Origin of the sequence: Siminovitchia sp. FSL W7-1587 (genome assembly GCF_037963795.1) — a bacterium.
Classification (GTDB): Bacteria; Bacillota; Bacilli; order Bacillales; family Bacillaceae_C; genus Siminovitchia; species Siminovitchia thermophila.
The window spans coordinates 2,096,086-2,118,935 of record NZ_CP150169.1; the positions used below are offsets into that span (position 1 = coordinate 2,096,086).

Sequence of the window (22,850 nt, forward strand, 5' to 3'; positions counted from 1 at the left end):
CTTATATAACTTGGTGATGGGCATTTTGTATGGAAGAGGGGGCGACCATATATTATATGGATCGCTCGTCCCATTCCATACTTATATAGGATATTATCCTTTCAATCTCTTTCTTTTATTGGCAATATACACGCTTAATCCTCCAATACCGACGAGAAGAAATCCTGCGAGAGCCCAATGAAACATAGAAGTAGCCGTATTAGGTAATTGACTACCTTTATGCCCTTTCTCTTGTTGTTGCTTATCATATGTTTTATTTACTTTTTTATTTCCGCTCTCTTTTTCATTCGTAGTTGGTTGGTCAACTTTTGGCTTGTCAACTTTCGGCTCTTCACTGACTACTAATTGGGTCATCGCGTCTTGTAATGCTTTTAGTGCTCCGTCTACCTCAGACTGGGTAGCATTTTCCTTATGAAGCACTTCCTTGGCGGCAGATAACTTCTCCAAAAATACTTGCACACTTTCTGGTGTATACTTATCTGTATTCATTTTTTCTGACCCTTTAATGAGAGACTCAAGTGCTTTTTTGTCAACTTCTTCTGAAGGAGCTTCTTTTTCTTGTAATGCTTTTATCGCGTCCTGCAGCGCTGTTACAGCTCCATCCACTTCTGATTGTGGCGCGGATTCGTTTGCCATTACTTCTTTTGCCACCGCTAATTTTTCTGCAAAAACTTGGACACTTGCTTCTGTATACTTCTCTGTATTGACTTTGTCTGCTTCAGCAATGACAGACTCGAGAGTTGATTTATCAACTTCTTCTGAAGGAGCTTCTTTTTCTTGTAATGCTTTTATCGCGTCCCGCAGCGCTGTTACAGCTCCATCCACTTCTGATTGTGTTGCGGATTCGTTTGCCATTACTTCTTTTGCCGCCGCTAACTTTTCTGCAAAAACTTGGACACTTGCTTCTGTATACTTCTCTGTATTCACTTTGTCTGCTTCGGCAATGACAGACTCGAGCGCTGACTTGTCAACTTCTTCAGAAGGAGCTTCTTTTTCTTGTAGTGCTTTTATCGCGTCTTGCAACGCTGTTACAGCTCCATCCACTTCTGACTGTGGCGCGGATTCGTTTGCCATTACTTCTTTCGCCGCCGCTAATTTTTCTGCAAAAACTTGGACACTTGCTTCTGTATACTTCTCTGTATTGACTTTGTCTGCTTCAGCAATGACAGACTCGAGAGTTGATTTATCAACTTCTTCTGAAGGAGCTTCTTTTTCTTGTAATGCTTTTATCGCGTCCTGCAGCGCTGTTACAGCTCCATCCACTTCTGATTGTGTTGCGGATTCGTTTGCCATTACTTCTTTTGCCGCCGCTAACTTTTCCGCAAAAACTTCGACACTTGCTTCTGTATACTTCTCTGTATTGACTTTGTCGGCTTCGGCAATGACAGACTCTAGCGTTGACTTGTCAACTTCTTCCGCAGGAGCTTCTTTTTCTTGCAATGCTTTCATTGCGTCTTGCAACGCTGTTACAGCTCCATCCACTTCTGATTGTGGCGCGGATTCGTTTGCCATTACTTCTTTCGCCGCCGCTAATTTTTCTGCAAAAACTTGGACACTTGCTTCCGTATACTTCTCTGTATTGACTTTGTCTGCTTCGGCAATGACAGACTCTAGCGCTGACTTGTCAACTTCTTCAGAAGGAGCTTCTTTTTCTTGTAGTGCTTTTATCGCGTCTTGCAACGCTATTACAGCTCCATCCACTTCTGATTGTGGCGCGGATTCGTTTGCCATTACTTCTTTTGCCGCCGCTAATTTCTCTGCAAAAACTTGGACACTTGCTTCTGTATACTTCTCTGTATTGACTTTGTCGGCTTCGGCAATGACAGACTCTAGCGTTGATTTATCAACTTGCTCCACATTTTTCAAAGGAATGACATGTTGGTATTCATCTATCCAGTCTGATTTCGTAAAGTCTCGTCCTTTAATAACGACTTTATCGTCATGGACTTCTACATATAATCCTGTACTGCCTGTTCCATCAATCACTTTCTCTCCGCCTTGACCATCTGGACCATACGTATTGATTACTGCTCCAGTACTCACTTGATAAAAGCCGTCATGATTTCCAAACATATCCGGCAAACGCAAATCCCAATGCTGGTGACCCGAAAAAACAATAGCATTCGGATATTTTGAAAGGGTCTCTTTTAATTGTTTATATTGATTAATACCGTCTCGATAGTACGCAACATCCCATGTTCCGTTAATGGTAAATGGCAGTGGCTGGTGCAAGAAAACAAAAATCGGTTTATTTGGATCTTGTTTTTTCATTGTGTCTTCAAACCACTGAAGCTGTGCGTCACTAAGATTAATGGGTTCTTTTGCTTCCTCTTGACCAAGTACAATAAACGGATATCCATTTACTTCTCTTTCGTAGTACACTGTGTCAAGGCCTGTAAAATCTAAAAATCGTTTCTTGCCCATTTCAGTATTCGTGCCATAATATTCATGGTTGCCGATTGTATAGAATAAGTTATCAGGGCGCGGGTTATCAGCCATCACTTGTTTCATTTCATCATATTGATTTTGATAACTGGAATCCACAACATCTCCAACCACGACCATTGCATGCTGATTAGGATTAATTAAATTTAAATCCCATAAAGCACGTTCTGTTTTCTTTATATTGGTATGGGTATCACTAATAACAGACATAGACATCTTTAATCCTTCATTAGCATTTGTGCCTGTTACCATTACTTCTCGAGTGACAGATTCAGTAAATCCGGTACTATTCGTAACACTATAAGTCACTTCATATATTCCTGGGTTAGATGTATCAATTTCATGCTCCACTACCACTTTATCGGTTAAATCCCCATCTAACTGATCAAATGCTGTAACTCCTGGATCAATAAACTCACTTCCGAGTTCGATTACTAAAGGATTTTCACCTTGTAATGTTAATTCTGGCAATGAGGCTTTTTCCAATAATCGGATATTATCAATTGCCCAGAAATAATTATTGACAGCATTAAATAATCTAAATTCAAGTGTCATCGATGTTGCCTGATCAGGCACTTTAATCTTTTTGATTTCTGTTTTATTTAAAACATCGATGCCTTTATTATCTGAGTTCTCATTGTGATCATAGCGTAATACCTGTTGCTCTTCCCCAGTATCAAATTTGGCCGTGATTAATGCCGTTTGAACTCCCTCTTGGCGATAATGAGTATCAAGGCTTAAATCAAGCGTATCTCCGCCATTAACATTCATCTTTGGAGACACTAAAGTACTATCGTACTGCCCTTGAGAAGCAGGGCTTCCTTGATCATCCCATTCGTCTGGATCAGCTATAGCTATGACACCAGATCCTTTTGAGAATTCTTCACGCAGTTGCGTATCAGCAGATATCCAAAAATCTCTCGTTGCAAAACTCCAACCTTGCCATTCTGTTACACCTTGAGGCATATTAGACGCATTTATTTTTTCCCATCCTTCTGGTGTTTCATGTGTCCAGCCTAGAACAGATGGATCAATGCTTTCATCTTTGGCAGGCTGTAGTTTTGCTTCTAGTCCATCAAAATTTTCTGAAAGGATATCAGTGACTAAAATAGCTTCACCAAAACCATATGTATCATTCCAGAAAGAGGATCTTTCAAATGCGCTCCATGCACTTACAGAAGAATCGTCTTCAGATTTGTTATCACGGTCAACAGCATGTACTTCGATTCCTAATTTCTTAGAAGTATTAGGATCAAAATCAAGCATTTCCCACGGTACGGCTATTTCTACAGACCAACCTTTTTCTGTTGTTTGAATAGCTCTTTTAATCTTGCTTTCATTTGCCGGATCATGATTGGCAATAGGTGCGCCACCAAAGTAAAAGTCTGGCTCATTTGAGTTGGGTTTATAAACAAGCCCAATTTGCAAATCATTATCTACATATGGACTGGATTGATGTAATGTCGGGTCTAAAAACAAGCCAATATTATCTTGTTGATACCAGTATCCACTACCATCATGAACGAGTGTGTCGTCGACCATGTCCATTGCCACATAAAGATATTCTTGATCCCAAAGAAGTCCAAATGTAGCTTCGGGAGCTTCTCCTTCTCCTATGTGTTTTGTTAATGGTTCACTAACCTTCCACATTGGCTCATCAATGGAACCATCAATCGTTGGGGCTTCGAGTGTTCTTTTCAAATCGATTGTAGGCCTTTTCTGATCCGCAGCCGATGCGTTTAGTACATGTAGATTCAATGTACTGAAGATCATCAAGAGAATCATCATCATCATGAACATCGATTGTTTTTTGATCACGTTTTGTTACTCTCCCTTATTGAGTGTGATTTGGAATTGCTTGGATGACCTTCTAAACAAATGTGTGGGTGTAATGGTCTTATTTGTTTTTTACTCATTTTTCGCATTGGCTGTTGTTATTAATTTTCACTGCTCTTTTTAACAGATCATTCAAGTAGTTCAATGAATTGCCAAAGCACGAAAGCTGAGTAACTGCAGTTTCCTCCTCTCTAACCTACTAAAAACCAAACATAAACGGACATTTATATTTTTTGTTTAATGTTTGTTTATGAATTAAAACTAGCAAACAAATGTAAAACAAACATTTACTTTATGTAAATTTCATGTAATTTTTCATATAAAAATGTGGTGAAAATTAATTTTTATTGAGAACATCCCTATTAAACCAAGCGTTTCGAAGTCATCAATAAGAAACACAGCCAAATATTCAAATGGTCGCTCATGTCTAAAGCAAACTAAGATATTAGCGTTAAGAGAATGGGTAAAATAACATTGCTGGTGAATCGCTCACTTTGATCAAAAAATGATGTAACAATGAAAAAAATGAGTATGGGACACAACTAAATCAACTGATGAAAAAACGAACAATAAAGTGAAACTTCATTCAGTAGGCGTTTTCTTCCATCTCCTACTGAATGTTAGTTGAACCAATCGGGCATTTAGGTGCCGTTTTCTCCCACTCAGATTTTGAAGTGGGAGTCTTACGGCACCTTACATGCGGGATAAATTGTCCTGGTGTCTAACCCGCAAGCTTTTAGCGTAGTCAAAATAGGTAGACTCCTGTGGGAATAGCTTGAGCTGAAGATCCCGCAGGAAAGCGACCTTTGCTTTCCGAGGAAGCTGAAGAGACCTGCGGAAAGCGAAATATGTTGACGTAGAGATGATAGGAATTTTTTTACACAAATAAACCGGCAAACGACATTTTTAGAATGCTATAAACACATTGGTTTCACCGCATCTTCTTTTGGATGTGGAAATCACTTACATTCTTCCTTAAATCCCCTTGATTAACCGTTCTAACTCTATCATTTCTGATAAATCTGTTTCGTTCATCTTTTATCCGATCATCGTATGTTCTTGTGGCGACCGTACGATTCAGGGCATTTTATTTCTTCGATCCCCTTCTTCTATTGATTAAGCTGTCTGCTGTCGATATTGGTTAACTGTGCTCTCTAGTTGGCTTTTCTTGGTACATATTGTGGTGACAAAACCTCTTCCATTTTTACAAAACTTTACAATTTTTTAACCGCTTACTAATAGTTGATACTTATACTTAATATTACATTGTAAAAAGGAGGAAAAATGATGAAAAAAAGGAATTTACGTACGCTATTAGCAGGAATAACTGCCATCATGCTAGTTATTACAAACTTATTACATACCAGCTCGATTGCGTATGCCACTGTTTCTCATCCACAGCAACAAACAGAACAAGCAACTGAAAGTTCTGGTTCATCTGAACAAGATGCGAAACAACAGTTGGAAATTCAACATGTAGCACCCGAATCATTTAATGCTTTAGAAAACCAGCAAGTAACCGCAACCATTCCAAATGCGGCAAAAGCAACCTTATACTATCAGTCTACACCCCTTTCCAAGCCGGTTGCCGTGATTATGAATAAGGCAGAAAATCATACTTTTACTGCTTCTATCCCGGCCACTTCAGTTTGGTCAAATAAAATGAACTATTGGATTGTAGCTGATGATGGGCAAACCGAAAGAACGTCAGATACTTTTACAGTGCCTATTAAAAATCAAGCGAAAACGGATCCACAAGCCGCTCCTCATCTGATGATAACGGAAGTGAATCTTGGTAAAGAGCCGTTTATCGAAGTGTATAACAACACGACAGAAGCCGTACCGTTAAAAGATTATTCATTGTTGATTCAGGATAAAAAAATTGAATTTAATGATTCAAACATTATTCCAGCTGGAGAAACCAAAATCATTTGGTTCACCAACAAAACGAATCATATAGAAACCTTTCATAACCATTACGGTACAAATGTAAAAAAAGAACAAGTCATCGTGATTGATCATGCCGCTGTATCAGCCAAAGATTCAACCATTAAATTTATCAAGCAAGATGACAATAAAAGTGTATCCGAAATTGCTTACATCTATGATGAAACCAGTGCTAGTCAGCTTTTTTATTTTTATAATAACCAAATGAATGACGGAGGTTTAGCGAAAACAGCTACACCTGGTACATTCACTCATGGACAAGTTCCAGATCAACAAGTGGAAATAGAAGTTTCTCAAGAAGCTCCTCAAGATAACAGCCAACAAGAAAAGACAGCCGATTCTACAAAGCCGGCTCAAAAAGAAGTACAAAAAAACGTTACGAATAAAGCAGAAACGACAAATGAAGAATCGATTATTAAGCACGAGCCAACGGAACAGATTTCCAATGAAAAAGATCTAACCATACATGCAACTGCCCCTAATGTGAAAAGTTTGACACTAACATTTAAAACAGGGAAGCAAATGATGAAGCAAGAGCTTCCTTTCACGAAATCGGAGGGTACAGATGCATTTACAGTAACAGTGCCAAAAGAATTCCTTTGGTCACCTAGTTTCAGCTATCAAATCGTGGCAGAAACTACTGAAGGTGGAACAGTTGTATACCCTAAAGAGAATGATATACAAGTTACCGTCGATCAAGTAACGAATGTGGATACGCAAAAACTTCCCAAGCTATTGATTACTGAAATCACTCCTGACACTGCAAATGTGAATAAAGCTGATGGTTATGAGTTCATTGAGATCTATAATAATTCAAACCAATCTATTAATATGAAAGACTATCAATTACTTTACCGTTACCCTGACGGTACAGCCGATCAAGTATGGAAGCTATCTGATAATAAAGTCATTGCGCCGCAAGAAAGCTTTATTGTCTGGATTAAAAATAGCGGCAACCAAGACAAAACACTTGCTGACTTCAACCAACAATATGGGTTAAATCTGCCAGAAAGTCATGTCACAGAAGTTCATAGCGATGGAATGGCGAATGGCAGTCAGCGCACCCTCGTCGTTGCAGATAAGTTTAATAACGAAATTGTGCAAGCAACCTATAATGATACTGCAGCAGATGATACACTTCCAGATCAAGGCATTGTGTACAGTTACCCTAAACAAGGAACAAAGATGCTGAAGGTTGGTATTGGAGAAACGATTACACCATTAACCATCGTTCCCGGGCAAGCTCCGGAAAAGCCCGTTATGATTGATGAAGACGAAAGCGGAAGCATCGCTAAACCGGTCATTAAAAATCCTGCGGTTACCGTTGACAACGATCAAATCAAGATAAATGTAACTATTTCATCGGAGCAGAAATTAGTAGGAGCAACTATTTCAATCTCACAAAGTGACAAAGCGGATTATCAAACTTGGCAATTGGAACCTTCTAAAGATGACCCGACTAACTATTCCGTGACGATTCCGCGGGATGCGATATGGAGCAATAAAATAAACTATTATTTTACAGCTTCCAATGAAGCGGGTGAGACAAAAACGGAAGTTCAAGAATACAAATTTCCAGCAGAAGATATTGATTATCAAAAGGTGCCGCCTCTTTTAATTACTGAACTTGTTCCGGATACGACAAATAGCAATGGCGCTGATGCCTATGAGTTTATCGAAGTCTATAACAATTCAACAGAACCGATTAATTTTAAAGACTATTCGATTCGTTATCGTTATCCGAATACAGGTGCGGGAAATGACTTAATTTGGGGCCCTAAAGATGACCAAGAAGTGATAATTGCTCCTGGAGAAACAATCGTATTCTGGATAATAAATCATGCAAACACGGATAAAACAGCTGCTGATTTTAATGCGAATTTTAAAACAAATTTAATGGAAGGGAAAAACCTTTTTAAGATTTATAATACATCAATGGCGAACAGCGGCCAGCGCACACTAGTTATTGCGACCAAAACAGGAAAAGAACTGTCCTATGCAAGCTATAATGATGAAGTTGATGTAGATGATACGGTAGCTAACAAAGGTATCTTTTATCGTTATCCAACCGACGGAGGCCTTTATTCGAAAAAAATCAGTGCCGGAAAATCGCCGGCAACTCCAGGATCTGTATTAACGGAACAAGTGCCGGCAGAAAAAGTCAACATACCGAAAGACACAGAAAAACCAGTCATTACAGATACAACAAATAAAAAAGAAATTACTTCAAAAGAACCGGTGACACTTTCAGCAACAGTGACAGATAATCTCGATGTTAAATCCGTTACTGTCTATTATCGTAACGATAAAACAGCCGACTTCAGAAAAGTCAACTTAGTAACACAAGCTGATCATAAATATGAACATATTGTTTATGAACCAGAGTTAATTGGCAAAAGTGAATTAGAATACTATTTTGTCGCGAGCGATGGAAGAAATGAAGCGGTTTCTAACGCCAGTACGATCAGCATTGAAAACCCTAATTTGCAAGAAGGTTTGCGTCTGAATGTCAGCGATAATGAGCTGATTTCCGGCGAAAAAGTAATGAAGGCGACCACAGATGATGGGAAAGCCGCGCCTCAACTATTTATTGATAACAATGAAGTAACAAACACCTTTAAAGCAATGGAATCCGAGGCATATTTTGCCTTTGAGGTAAAAGATACAAATATTTATTTCCAAAACGGCGTAACGATGGGAGATGAAATTCTCCATATCTTCGATGATACGCATACGAACTTTACGACATTTACGATTCCAATCCCTGCGGATAAACTGAAACAAGGTGAAAATACCGTTACGATTCGCGCCGGTAACAAAGTAGGGCCATTTGATGAAACTTCTCAAGAAAACCGAGATGACTTTACGATTAAAAACATCCGCTTGGTTTTATCTGATGGAACAACGATATATGATCCGAAATTCAGTGATCCGAATCAGGATTACTGGATCGGCGACAGCCCGGGAAAAGATCCCATTTATGACTTCACGTTTAATCTCGGGGAAGAAGAATTTGCTTCAACCGCTTATTTATTTGATACAACGAAAGTGCCTGATGGCAAGCATCACATAAAAGCTGTCTCAGGAAATGAAGAAGTTGCCGCTACGGTTATAACGGATAATACGAAACCGATTATTCTTTCTTCTATTAAAGATGGGGAAACGTATAAGGGAGAATTTACAATTGACGCAGAAGCAAAAGATGAAACGAGTGAAGTGACTTCATTAACCGCACAACTAGATGGAGAATATATTTCACTTCCTTACAAAACATCTTCCGCCCTTTTAAAACCGGGAAAACATGAGCTCGTCTATCAAGCTACCGATGCTGCCAACAATACAATGGAAAAAAAGCTGACGTTCCATGTAGTTGAGGAACATCCGTTTTTACCTGACTGGCTATCAAACGATCCGGATAGCACGAGCGCGAATCTATCCGTTACGGTAAAAGATCCGACAAGCGATGAAATGGATGTCGATTTTTACCAAGCATATCAATATACTGCTGAAGACAAAAATATGACCATTTCTCAGAATGCTGTCGACACCGAGCCTCCTAACGAGCATCTTCCTGAAGGAGAAGAGCGGATAACAGATGATGAGCGCAAACCATTGCAAGCTCTGGATGGAAACAAACTAGAAACGGAATCGGATTATCAGTTTCCTTACCACCGTTTTGATGTTACGGTTGATCAGAAAGTAGATGAAAACGACGAAATTGAAATTGTTTGGAATGGTTCTTCCTTAGAAGGCAGAAAAGTAACGATGTATGCTTGGAACTACCAAACTAGTAAATGGGATGCTCTTGTAACGACGATTGCCGGAAAAGAAGACTTTGAACTTGTGGGAACTGTTCAAGGACTGGAATATGTTCAAGATCAAAAAATTAGCGTCATTGTCCAAGACCAAATTGCGACTATTGGGGAAGATTTCAGTTTTGTCTGGATGTCAGATACACAATATTATACGGAAAGCTATCCATATATTTATGAAAAGCAAACAGACTGGATCGTAAAAAATAGAGAAAAGCTAAACATTGAATATGTTTTCCACACGGGAGACATCGTAAATGTTTACGATGATTTAAACCAATGGAATGTTGCGGATAAAGCGATGAAGACGTTAGATGATGCCGGTGTTCCATATGGCGTTCTTGCCGGAAACCATGATGTCAACAACAAAGACCATGATTATAGTTACTATAGTCGTTTCTTTGGAGAAGACCGTTTTAAAGACAACGATTATTATGGAGGTTCTTTCCAAAATAATCGTGGACATTACGATTTACTGTCAGTCAACGGTATGGACTTTATCATGATCTATCTTGGTTGGGGTATTGAAGAAGAGGGCATTGCCTGGGTAAATCAATTGCTCGAAGCTCATCCCAACAGAAAAGCTGTTCTGAATGTACATGAATATTTATTAGCAACGGGTAATAGAAGTCCTATCGGGGATGCGCTTTTTGAACAAGTGGTTGTGCCAAATGAAAATGTCTTTGCCGTATTGTCTGGCCATTATCATAACGCCCAAACATTGGTAGACGAAATTGATGATAATGGGGACGGCATTGCTGATCGGACCGTTTATCAAATGTTGGCTGATTATCAAGGCGGCCCTGAAGGTGGTCAAGGATATTTACGGATTTTAAATGTCAAAATGAAAGATAATCAAATCTATGTCCAAACATATTCTCCTTACCTGGATGATTATAATTATTATGATCCAGCGGAGTATCCTGGAAAAGATGAATTTTCATTTGATTTTGATACAGCGGCACAAACGAAAAAGGTTGCTACGGATTACATTGAAGTCAATGTGTATACAGACGAAAAAATTGGCACAGTAAACAATGTTCCTAGCGGGGAAAAAGCCTCTGTTGTATGGAATGATTTAGATCCGAACCATGAATATTTCTGGTATACGGTAGTGACTGATAAGTTCGGTGGTCAAACACGCTCTGACATTTGGAGTTTTCTAACGGTTGATGGAGAAGTTATTGAACCAGAAAAACCAGAGAAACCGGAAAAACCGGAAAAACCAAGCGATGGCGGCCAACCAGGTGGAAAGCCAAATGATGGTAAAAACAAGCCAGGCAATTCCAATGGAAACGGTCAAGATTCTGAAAAGCCTCGTATAGAACGACCAGCAGCCAAGAATGGCAAAAACCAACCGAAAGTAAGTCAAACAAAGGATGATGGCCAAGCGCCCATTATTAAAAATACATCCAATCATAATGGTACAGGATCATCTTCTTTACCGAATACAGCAACAAATCTATATAATTGGATGTTGCTCGGCGCATTCTTACTATTAATGGGTACGAGCTTATGGCTCATTCAACACTATCGTAAAAAGAAAACGATCAACTAAGACAAAAAACGGACCGGCTGAAACTTAAATTCAAGGAACACTCTTCTTCTTGAAATTGTACTATTGAAGGAGCCGGGACATAAGTTGAAAGCTGATTCATATTCGTAAAAATCGCGAGAATAAAGCCGCGTGAAATCAAGTTTTTTAAACTTGATTCCATGCGGTTTATTTCATTTTTACAGGGTTTTTTCCGGCCCCTATTTGTGTTAAAAAATCCCGATCATCGCTACGTCAACATATTTCGCTTTCCGCAGGTCTCTTCAGCTTCCACGGAAGCATAGGTCGCTTCTGCGGGATCTTCAAAAAGCTTGTCGATACTCCGTATCTAACTAATAAGAACGTTCTTTCATCAATGCTTTTCCAAAATAAAGAAAGAGCGAACCTTCATTGACACCTGCTTGTTTCGCTTTCCTTTAGTAGCACCCCTTATTGCAAAGAATGACAGCTGTCAAAATACGATCTTTTGCCTGTTTCGTTGTATATCCACAAGCATCACCTGATTGATGAAGATGAGACAACAAAACGTTCGTAAGCCGCCGGATCATGACTCGGAATACAAATGAGGTCTGGATGGTTCTGTTCCAATTGCTTAAACAGTGAGAACCATGAAATCATTTGCTTGTAATTGAAATGGGCCAGACGACTCCACCAACTGCCTGTCGTCAGCGTACGATAATTTTCATTCAGATAAACCGCATCAGCTAAGAGAAAAAACCGTTTCCCGCTCGGTTGGTTTAAGAGGAGACCGTATTGACCAATCGAATGTCCTGGCAGTGAGATCAATATAATGGAACCATCTTGAAATAAATCAATTGCATGTTTAAAGGGACCGTATGGAGTGCCATTTTTCTCGAAATGGAGGAGCGTCCGTTTACTCAATGGAATCTGATCATATAGCTTTTTAATATAACCGTTTAGCAAAAGCCGCCATGCGGCGCGCTGACCAAATTCCCACTCTTTACAATCCACGAAAAACCGCGCGTGTTTAAAATCTTGCACTCCCCCACTATGATCAACATGCAAATGCGACAGCAAGACATGCCGGATCTCTTCTGGGGCGATCCCGATTGCTTTCAGTTGAGTAGCTGCATTTTCTTGATCGGTAATGTGAACAGGCGTAATGGCGCTCATAAGTGAATATGGAAAGGTGGCAGTATAGGCGTAAAAACGAGTAGAATAACCGGTATCAAATAACAGATTTCCTGCAACGGGATGTTGTATTAAAAAAAACAACGCAGGAATTTTCATTGTTGTCTTTGGCTTATTTTTTACAAGATGATGGTGTTTCGCCCTACAAAAACCTGCATTGAATACCTGAAGTTCACATGGGGGAGTATCTGGGTGGATGTCCGGTAATGTAAAAGTTTCCCTCACTCGCTTTTACTCTCCTCACATATATCTGCCCTTTGTCCCCATCTCGAATGTTGGAGAGCAGGCAGCTGACGCGGAACAAATTGTGTCAATGTACCGAGTCGATCAAATGTAATCGAAATACGATCCCCTGGACGAATCCATTCATCACGATCGAACCCGCAACAATCTGGAATGGTTCCCATCCCAATCACCGTTCCAGCTGCAGGTTGAAAAATCTTTTGCACATAAGCCAGGACATCATTAGGATGCACCGTGTATTCAGATGTACTTCCTTCCCATCTCCATCTATCCGCAATTTGAACAGATACATGCAAAGCGAGAGGGTTTTCGACTTCATCAGGTGTCACAAGATAAGGGCCAAATCCATTACTTCGTTCAAAATCCTTACTTGTGCTGGGACCACATAAGCTACGAAAATCTTCCCACTGGACATCCCGCGCTGACACATCATTATAAATAACGTAACCTGCAATTGTTGGCACAACTTCACCTGCGGCATCCAGCTGATGGCCAATGACAATGCCAAGTTCCGGTTCAATATCCAAGTAAGATGTATACGCTGGCCATACCAACTCCTCATCTGGTCCACTTACTTGTAGATGATTACATTTGTAATACCGATAAACTGTTTTCTTTTTCTCTTTTTGAAAAGAACGCTTTAAAAACCACTTCAATAAAGAGCGAAGAGGCCACTGAAATTCATGGTTGATGAGTGTCTCACCTGCATTTGCCAAATGCCTCGGACTAAAACCAAAATCTAGTAAAGCCGAAACAGTGTCGAGCGGTGATAACAATTGAACTTCATGTAAAGGATAGATGGCATCATCAGTCGCAAATTGCTCGTACTGCCTGCCAAACTCGACTAAACTTTTTGCTTGCTGTTCACTTGCTGGTAAGTTCTGAAGATACGTCCCACAATCTGTTAACAATGAAGCCGACCTGCCACTTATGTGGTGAAGAGTTTCAAATGAAACGACTCGTTCATTTAATAGTACACCAAAATGAATGTCTTGCTGACCCTTCATGCGAAAACGTAACAGTTTCAAGAAAGCCCCCTCCTTCTCGTTACTCATATTGTACAGATCGCCCAGCATGAATGCAAGTACTTGCTTGCAAATATAATTCAAATGCTTTTTACTCAATAAAAAGTGTTGTTCTGATCGAAAACAATTGTAAATCCTGCGCTCGTAAAAACGATGAGCCCACGCTTGCACTTGGCCTTCGTCCAAATATCGACAGCAATACAACTGGCGCCTCCATCCTGACCTAAAAAAAATATATGTGGCTTTGCGAAAGGCTCACTTGAACCTCCATTGAATGGAATATCTATCTGCAAGTATACTGCGAAAGCAAGTTAAACTTTTCTGTAGTAAGCGTAAAAAATGGCGAATAAAAAAAAGCCCGAATGAATGGTAATCAAAACCACTTCATCACGAGCCATTGCTGTATTAAATTCCCTTCAAACAGTCTTCATGAAGATAGAAAGCCGATCATCCATCTCGAGCGAATTTGTTCTAGCTACGCAAATCCGTGTAAAATACTTCAAAATACCCTCGCAAAATGAATGCGCAATTCATCATCCACTTCATAAACTTGTCGACTTTCCGTGACTGCAGTACTGTCGTTGCTTGGATCAACTCAATTATAATTCATTTAAGTGATTAAAAGGAACTTTATTTTCTAGCACTCTCTTTATATTTTCAATAAAGAATTGAAACCTTTTTTGATGAAACTTCATTCCGTCAGGCATTCCTGCCGTATGCGGTGTTAAAATGACATTTTCCAATTGTCTAAGTTCGCTCTCTAAACTGAGTGGCTCATTTTCAAAAACATCTAAACAAGCGCCACCAATCTCTCTATTTTTGAGTGCAGCGATTAAATCGGGTTCACATACAATCGGTCCTCTAGCTGTATTAATGAAAAGAGCATCTTTCTTCATCTTACTTAAAAATTGACGGTCTACTAAATGTCTAGTCGATTCATTTAGAAAAATATTGACGGTAATCACATCAGACTTTTCGATCAGTTCTTCTAATTCAACAAGAGTGGCTATTTTATGATCGATATTTTTATTAATATCATAAGCTAACACATTCATTCCAAATGCGTTTGCCAACTCTGCAACTCTTTTACCGATTGCACCTAGCCCGATTGTGCCGATTGTTTTCCCAAACAATTCTCCACCTGTATAACTCAATTGCGTTTCATCTTTTTTATTTTTCATAAAGTGGTCTAAGTAAGGGATATTTTTAAAGTAACTGAGCATAAAAGCGATAATATGCTCGGCTACTGCATTGGCGTTAACCCCGGCAGCATTGCTCACCCAAATATGTTTTTTTGAACAAGCATCAATATCAACATTATCGTAACCTGCTCCTGTTTGCACAAACTTCAATTTTTTTGCTTTTTGAAGCAACTGACTATTGACTTGAATATGTTCCGGGATTAAAACGTCAGCTTCACTAATATATTCTTCAATGAGTTCAGGTTCGATCACTTTCACGGACCACTCATTTGGAAAAGCTTGAATGACTCTCCGTTTTGAACCCTCACTATAATAACCTGTTATTAAAATATTCATATATGCACCACCTAGGCCATTTCCCATGCTTCTAAAAATGTACGTTTCACATTAGCAATAACCAATTGCGAGGATTCCTGCTCCAAACGTCCTACTTCAAATGTGACGACAGGCTTTCTCGTCGGTTTTGGACTTTTAAAAAAGTCGATTTCATGTAGTGTCCGAATAAATTGTGCCAGCTCTTCCACACCTACTTCGGAATCTTGAATACCAAATGGAATATGCTTATCACCAAAATATGGTACATTTCTATCTTTGATATAACTGTTTCCGAGATGAATATGTGTTAAATAATCTTTTGCTAACCAAAGCGACTTTACCGGATTTTCTTGCATGATTGGTAAATGACTTTGATCCAGTAACAAACCAAAGTTCTGATATTCACTGCGAATCTTTTGGGCTACACTTACCGCTTCATGTGTTGGTCCTAGTAAATATTGACGATCAACATGCCGATCACCAATCTCTAACGATATACAGAGTTCATAATGTGCCGCTTTTTTTCTAGCCTCATGACAAATCTCCATCGCCGACTGTATAAATGCTTCGATATTCTGTTTTCGATACGCTTCGCCTTCATATTTTCCAGTGACGATATGCATCACTTTGGCGTTCATTTCATAGCAATGTTCGATGAGCATTTTACATTTTTCAACAGACGCTTCTCTCTTTTTTGAATCTAAAGAGCTCAAATCAATCTGTAACGCTCTAAAAGCATCCCCACCGTTAAAAATGACTTCTACTCCGCTATATTCTGTATATTTCTTCACTGCTTGTCTAGCTTTTTCATCCGCGATATAAGACACTTCAACAGCTGTAAAAAATGGATCTTCTAAAATAGACAGTAAATTTGAGATGAATTTTTCAGGTTCTTCTTGAGAAAATGGATACAGCTTTGGTAATACAATGCCGATACTTGCGAGACTTCTAAAACTTTTCATTAGACAATCTTGCCCGATTTCATTAATTCTGGTAAATCGGCTACTGTATTTAAAACATGGGTATGCCAATATTTTCCCCATACTTCAATGGGTGTAGAACCTTGCATAACACCAATTACCGCTCTACAACCTGCATTATAGCCTTCCAACATATCCGCTGGTGTATCGCCTAATTTAATGACTTTCCGCGCATTTTGTACATTCAAATATTCCATTGCTTTAAAAATCATAAATGGCGCGGGTCTCCCTTTCCCTTCTGGAACCATATCTAAATCGACAGCACAGTCAATTAAACCATTTTTCACCCAACCGAGCTTTTCCATAATGACCTGATTGATATCACTATGGAAACCTGTACCCGTCGCTACTTTAATACCATTTTCTTGACACCATTTTAATGTTTCAGTAGCACCTTCGATTTCTTCGCAATTTTCTTCATAATAAGAGATCATATATTTAGTATAATCGTGATAAATGTCTGTTGCTTGTTCACGTGTGGAATCGTCGATGTCCACTTCAAAGTTCTTGAAATCTATCATATTGCCGTTTTTACGAGCAATTAAAAATTGATATAAGTGGATTTTATTTGTGCCCATATGTGTGCTAATTTCGTCTTTTGTAACATCCAAACCATGAGCGATTGCCGCTTTATGTAAGCAATCTCTCACCCCATTATTATCTTTTACAAGTGTTCCGGCCAAATCAAAAACAGCAAGTTCTATTTTTCCATTCATGTTATAGCGCTCCTTTTTCATTCAGTCTATTTTATTTTTTCAATACTTTATCTAGTTCTTTTTGGGCTTTCTTTTGTGCTTCTTCTAACGCTTCTTTTGCCGGTATGTTTTGAATTAACACTTTGTCTTTTGCTAATTCAATTTCGGTATAAATTTTTCCGCCTGTTGGATCGACATATGGTGGAATACCTTTTGTTTTTGCTTGTTCTAATGGAACTGCCAAATAGGGATTTTCTTTTAACTTTTCTTGGTAAATATCTGTCTCAACAGCACTGTCCCTGACAGGAATATAGCCTGTTTCAACTGCCCAATAAGCTGTTTGTTCCGCTGCTGTGTAAAATTTGACAAATTCCCACGCGCCTTCTTGTTGTTCTTTAGGCGCATCTTTAAATAAATTAAACATAACAGAAACGGCTACTGGTCTCGGTTCACTGTCTTTAAAACCTTTTTGCATACCTGTGGCGACTTTTGTAAAATCTAAATCTCCACCATCGCCAGAGGAACCGGTATAACCTGCTGAACGATCATTCATCACGTTGTCAATGGTTTTATACCACCATTCCCATCCGTTTCCTCCGTGGACAGTATCCATTATTTTATCTTCATGAATCCATTTTCTAATACTATCCCAAGCATAGACCCATTCTTCTGAATCAATTGTGACCGTTTTTCCATCCTCACTTACAATATCTCCACCTGCGGAGCGGGCATAATCAATCATGTGCTCGGTATACCACATAACAGACCAACCACTAATGCCTTCCTTTTCTTTGATTAATTTCGCTGCTTCGGCAAGTTCTTCAAAATTTTCTAACTCATCGTAGTTAATGTTATGCTTTTCAAAAATATCTTTTCGATAATACATCATTTGTGAAGCGACAAATGCTGGAACACCTAACGTTTTTTCATCGTACAACCCTTGATCAAGTAAAAGCATGTCGTCTTTGTTAAACTCAGGCTCATTCATATATTCATCTAACGGCAGTAAGACATCACTATTTGCTAACTTCATAAATTCCGGGTATCTATTAATGGCTAATGCCGGCGGTTTTCCAGCAGCTAACGATGCTTGCAAAGCTTGTAATGTTTCACCATATTCACCTTGCACAACTGGTACAATTTCATATTTGTCATTTGATTTATTAAAATCTTCGATTAATTTATTCATCGTTTCGCCGAGCTTTCCACCTAAGCCATAGTAAAATTCGAGCTTAATTTTTTCTCCATTGGCACTTTCAGTCTCTTTCGTCGTTGATCCTTTCGAATCTCCATTCGAACAACCTACTAATACAGCTATAAGTAAAGCGAAACTGGCGATGAAGAAACTAAGATGCTTCCATCTTTTGTTGTGACTCTTCATGTACACTTCCTCCTTTATTTTCTTGCTTCCTTGAAAGATTTGTAGTACCTTGTCCAAATTCTTTATTGATCACCTCCCTATTTGTTCACATACAAGTTGGACATAGAACGGATAATTCTTTTGTTAAAAATAATGAGCAAGAGTAACATTGGTAAAAGTGAAATCGCACTTGCTGCCATTGCAAAAGGAAAGTCCATGCCATACCCGGCCTGTGTCATAAATAAACGCCTCATGCCAATTGTCACTAACATGTTTTCTTCGGACTTCATTAATAGAGACGGCCACATGTAGTTGTTGTAACTATATATAAAAGTAATCAAAATAAGAGAAGCAATCGCACTTTTTGTATAGGGGATATAAACAGTAAAAATCAGCCTTAAATGTCCTGCTCCATCTAATTTTGCCGCTTGTACAACTTCTTTCGGAACCTTCGAGAAAGATTGCCTGAGAAAAAAGATGGCAAATATGCTAATTGCTTCACTCAAAATATAGCCCAGATGTGTATCCAGCAAATTCATATTGGAGATTAATATAAACGACGGAATGTAAGTTACCGCAGAAGGCAACATATAAGTCGCTAAAATCAAAACAAAGCAAAATTGCACCCATTTTTTCTTAATCGCCACAAATGAATAGGCTGCAAAGATAGCGGATAATATTTGTACAATAATAATCACAGCACTGACAAAAATACTGTTCCATAAATACTGCCCCATATTTGATTCAGTAAAAACTCTTACATAGTTCTCAAACTGAAAGGTCGAGGGAAGGATATTGCCGCTATACAATTCATCTTTCGGTTTAACCGAAATCATCAACATCCATAAATACGGAAAGGCCATTAGTAGACTTAGCAACACTAATGTCGAATAGATGGTTACTTCCTTCCACTTTTTGGTGTACAATCATTTCACCTCAATTTTTAAACGTCATTTTCGTGACCATATAATTGATTGCGCTAATGAGTAAACAAATGACTAAAAAGATCATGGCGAGCGCAGAAGCAGGGCCCGTTTCATACCATTCAAAGGCAAGCACATAGAAATAATACAAAATCGTAGATGTCGCTCCAGATGGTCCTCCTTGTGTTAAGATGTAAATTTGATCGTAAGCTTTCAATGAATCTAAAGTAAATAAGACCAATAAGAAAATAAGAATTGGAGAAATAGCTGGCAACGTAATTCTGAACAATTTCCTAAAACCTCTTCCGCCATCTAAACTATTTGCTTTCTCAACATCTGGATCTAATTGAGCCATGGAAGAAGTAAGCAATAAGATCGATAAACCCGCATAGCGCCATATTGTTACAATGATGACAACGAGCATCGCCGTCGTTTCACCAGCCAACCATCCGATTCGTTCAACACCAAACTTGGATAAGATCGCATTAACGATACCAGTATCTTTGTCAAAAATACTTACCCAAACCATTGAAACGACAACAGTTGGCGTAATCCATGATGAAAAAATAGTAGCAACGAAGAAGTTCCGTACTGCTTTTATTTTGTTTAACAACACCGCTCCAAATATACCGATAATAATGGGAGGAACGACTGTGAAAAATGTAAAAACAAAAGTATTTAGTAATACTTTTAGAAAAAAGGAATCTGTCACTAACCCTTGATAATTATCAAATTGGACATAATCATAATCGGGTGAAATATAGTTCCAATCTGTAAAGCTAATATAAAATGTTTTCAACAAGGGATATAACCAAAATACCGTCAATGGAATTAAAGTAGGCAATAACAATAAAAACGGCCACGAATGACTCTTAAAACTTTTTATTAATTTAGGCATTTACCCATGCTCCTTCAAAAAACCTTTCATTACTTCCCCGTCGCTACCATGAGATGTTTTGAATAATTTCGCTATAGTAGGTGCAAGATGGATTAATTTACTTTCTGGAACAATTTTGTTCTCTACAATTTGGTCTCCTTTGCAAATCATAAAGCCATTCATCTCTTCTATTTTTAATGGGTCGTAACCATGTAAACTTTTTAAATTGCGGTAACGAGGTTGCTCGGGAGGAATGAAGTCCTCACCACAAACATTCATTTGTAAATCTAAAATGCCGTAAGGCGCAAATGGTGAATGATTTACCCCTTCTAATATATGAAAAGCTCTCACTTCTTCCATTGCAGTAAAGTCACCCATTATCTTTTGATTACTTTCTTCATCTAATAAGCTGTAAAACAATAGAGAACCACTTCCGTCACCGATAAATCGAACTTTGTTTGTCAATAACGCTTCTTTCCATTCACTTGTAAATAGCCTTTCATTCGGATAGAAGAATGATTTCACATCACTTTGTCCATGATCTGAAAAAATAATGATGTTGAATGGTTTCTCCTGCTCAACCAATGTTTGTTCCAATTTATCGACGCTATCAAATAAAAACGTCAAGCTTTCCATTGCTTCTTTAGAATCTTTTCCAAATTGGTGAGAAAGTGAATCATAAGCCACAAATCTAGTTGCGATAAAATCAAACTGATTTGATCGAATACAAGCAATCGTTTCTTCTAAAGCAATGGTGTCCAAGTTATAAACAGCATGACTTTCATCAATTGAATTATTCTTTTTACTACTTGATTCTGTCACTAAATGTTGTACAAATGGATTATCCGTTGTTAAGGGCCAATGAATGCAGCTACTCTTAAAGGATTGCCTCGCTAAAGTAGAAAATAACGTTTGTTCATGCAGCTGCTGATTACAAAGAGCTTGATGATCACCATATAACACTACTTTTTCTAATGTCTTTGAATGACTAACGATGTTGTCAAAGACAGAATGTTTCTTATCTTCATTTCCAGTTAGAGCTGTTGCATGTGCATTGAATGTAACGGATGGAAATGTCGTCATCATTTTTTTACAATATGAATATCCTCGATTCAAAAAGGAATCTGCATACTTTTCGAACGTTTGATAACCAATCCCATCCAGCGAAATTAAAATATTCATTCGTACACCCTCAAGTTCTTTTCAGTACTTTTATGAAATAAATTGAATTTATCGGCATGAATGCCTACTTTGATTTTTTGCCCCTTTTCATATAACTGATCTAGATTTTTCTTTAGAAGAAAAGATTGATTTTTATATTGCAAATGTAAAAGTACATCAGTACCGATAATTTCAGTAAATAATACTTCCATTAAAAGTCCATGTTCATTTTCGTTGGCGACGAAACAATGTTCAGGCCTGATCCCGGCAATCACTTCATCTCCAAATGACATCCCTGTTAACTGTAAAGGCATTGTTATTTCCCATGACGCGCCATCTATCTCTACAAAGACGCTTCCGTTTTCTTTCGTTAGTTTTGCATTTACATAATTGATTGGTGGAGAGCTTATGAAACTTGCAACAAACATATCTGCCGGACAATCAATGATCTCCAGCGGTGTGCCAATTTGTCTAAACTCGCCATCTTTCATAATCGCGATACGATCTCCTAAAGTAACGGCTTCTACTTGATCATGTGTCACATAAATAAATGTGGAATTAAGTCTTTCATGTAGCTTCTTAATTTCAATTCTCATTTCATTTCTTAGTTTTGCATCCAAATTGGATAATGGCTCATCCATTAAAAAAACTTTAGGCTCTTTCACAATGGCTCTGCCAATTGCTACCCTTTGTTTTTGACCACCAGATAACTGATTCGGATAACGTTTGAGCAAAGGAGTGATTTGTAAAATCTCCGCAGCTGCTTCAATTCTTTTTTTTCTCTCTTCTTTTTTCACTTTTTGTATTTTCAAACCGTAAGCCATATTTTCAAATACGGTCATATGAGGATATAAGGCATAGTTTTGAAATACCATCGCCACGCCTCTATCCTTCGGTTCAACATCGTTGACACACGTCTGTCCAATGAATACTTCACCTTCTGTTACTTCTTCAATCCCCGCAATCATTTGAAGCAAAGTGGATTTTCCACAACCGGATGGACCTAGCAAAACTAAAAATTCTTTATCCTCAATCTCTAGATTTAATTGATTTAATATATTTCTATCTTTCGCATATTTTTTTGTTAAACTCTTCAGTGTAATACTGGACATACTTACATCCCCTTACGCTTTGTTGTTATTACCAGAAATTGACCGATGGTATTGGATTTCATCCTGATCCGTACCACTGATCAAACTCCTATGTTGTAATATCCCCGGTTTATCACAGAGGTTACATTCGATCCTTTGATAAATCATGGTCTTGAAAAGCTCCATCGGCAGATATTTGATCGGTGGATGGACTGAACCATTTACCAAATG

Annotated in this window: 12 protein-coding genes; 1 reads left to right on the forward strand and 11 read right to left on the reverse strand. The window is 38.4% G+C overall.

Annotated features, from left to right (window positions below):
• Positions 1–93 precede the first annotated feature (93 nt).
• Positions 94–4,263: an immunoglobulin-like domain-containing protein gene (locus NST31_RS09730; protein ID WP_339165280.1), complete on the reverse strand. Its 4,170-nt coding sequence runs from the start codon at positions 4,261–4,263 to the stop codon at positions 94–96.
• A 1,302-nt stretch (positions 4,264–5,565) separates the two neighbouring features.
• Here NST31_RS09730 and NST31_RS09735 point away from each other — a divergent pair.
• Positions 5,566–11,598 (forward strand): lamin tail domain-containing protein, encoded by a 6,033-nt coding sequence (locus NST31_RS09735; protein WP_339165282.1) that lies wholly within the window; start codon positions 5,566–5,568, stop codon positions 11,596–11,598.
• Positions 11,599–12,090: 492 nt separating this feature from the next.
• On the opposite strand, the gene NST31_RS09740 is transcribed toward NST31_RS09735, so the two are convergent.
• From NST31_RS09740 to ugpC, 10 genes are all read right to left on the reverse strand, one after another.
• Positions 12,091–12,831, reverse strand: a complete 741-nt coding sequence (locus NST31_RS09740) for an MBL fold metallo-hydrolase (RefSeq protein WP_339165284.1) — start codon at positions 12,829–12,831, stop codon at positions 12,091–12,093.
• Between the two features lie 137 nt (positions 12,832–12,968).
• On the reverse strand, positions 12,969–14,018 hold the full coding sequence (locus NST31_RS09745; RefSeq protein WP_339165286.1) for a fumarylacetoacetate hydrolase family protein: 1,050 nt from the start codon (positions 14,016–14,018) through the stop codon (positions 12,969–12,971).
• Positions 14,019–14,614: 596 nt separating this feature from the next.
• Positions 14,615–15,553 carry an NAD(P)-dependent oxidoreductase gene (locus NST31_RS09750; RefSeq protein ID WP_339165288.1) on the reverse strand — a complete coding sequence of 313 codons (939 nt, stop codon included), beginning with the start codon at positions 15,551–15,553 and terminating at the stop codon, positions 14,615–14,617.
• 11 nt (positions 15,554–15,564) lie between these two features.
• Positions 15,565–16,494, reverse strand: a complete 930-nt coding sequence (locus NST31_RS09755; RefSeq protein ID WP_339165290.1) for a TIM barrel protein — start codon at positions 16,492–16,494, stop codon at positions 15,565–15,567.
• Entirely contained in the window at positions 16,494–17,228 is a 735-nt protein-coding gene (locus NST31_RS09760; RefSeq protein WP_077113985.1) for an HAD hydrolase-like protein, read from the reverse strand. The genes NST31_RS09755 and NST31_RS09760 overlap by 1 nt, the downstream gene beginning before the upstream one ends.
• Positions 17,229–17,259: 31 nt before the next feature.
• Positions 17,260–18,588: an ABC transporter substrate-binding protein gene (locus tag NST31_RS09765; RefSeq protein WP_077113986.1), complete on the reverse strand. Its 1,329-nt coding sequence runs from the start codon at positions 18,586–18,588 to the stop codon at positions 17,260–17,262.
• Positions 18,589–18,665: 77 nt separating this feature from the next.
• Complete coding sequence (locus tag NST31_RS09770) at positions 18,666–19,493, reverse strand: carbohydrate ABC transporter permease (protein ID WP_077113987.1); 828 nt, start codon at positions 19,491–19,493, stop codon at positions 18,666–18,668.
• Positions 19,494–19,503: 10 nt separating this feature from the next.
• Positions 19,504–20,388: a sugar ABC transporter permease gene (locus tag NST31_RS09775; RefSeq protein WP_077113988.1), complete on the reverse strand. Its 885-nt coding sequence runs from the start codon at positions 20,386–20,388 to the stop codon at positions 19,504–19,506.
• Complete coding sequence (locus NST31_RS09780) at positions 20,389–21,549, reverse strand: alkaline phosphatase family protein (protein ID WP_339165292.1); 1,161 nt, start codon at positions 21,547–21,549, stop codon at positions 20,389–20,391.
• Positions 21,546–22,640: a sn-glycerol-3-phosphate ABC transporter ATP-binding protein UgpC gene (gene ugpC / locus NST31_RS09785; protein WP_339165294.1), complete on the reverse strand. Its 1,095-nt coding sequence runs from the start codon at positions 22,638–22,640 to the stop codon at positions 21,546–21,548. The genes NST31_RS09780 and ugpC overlap by 4 nt, the downstream gene beginning before the upstream one ends.
• Positions 22,641–22,850 lie beyond the last annotated feature (210 nt).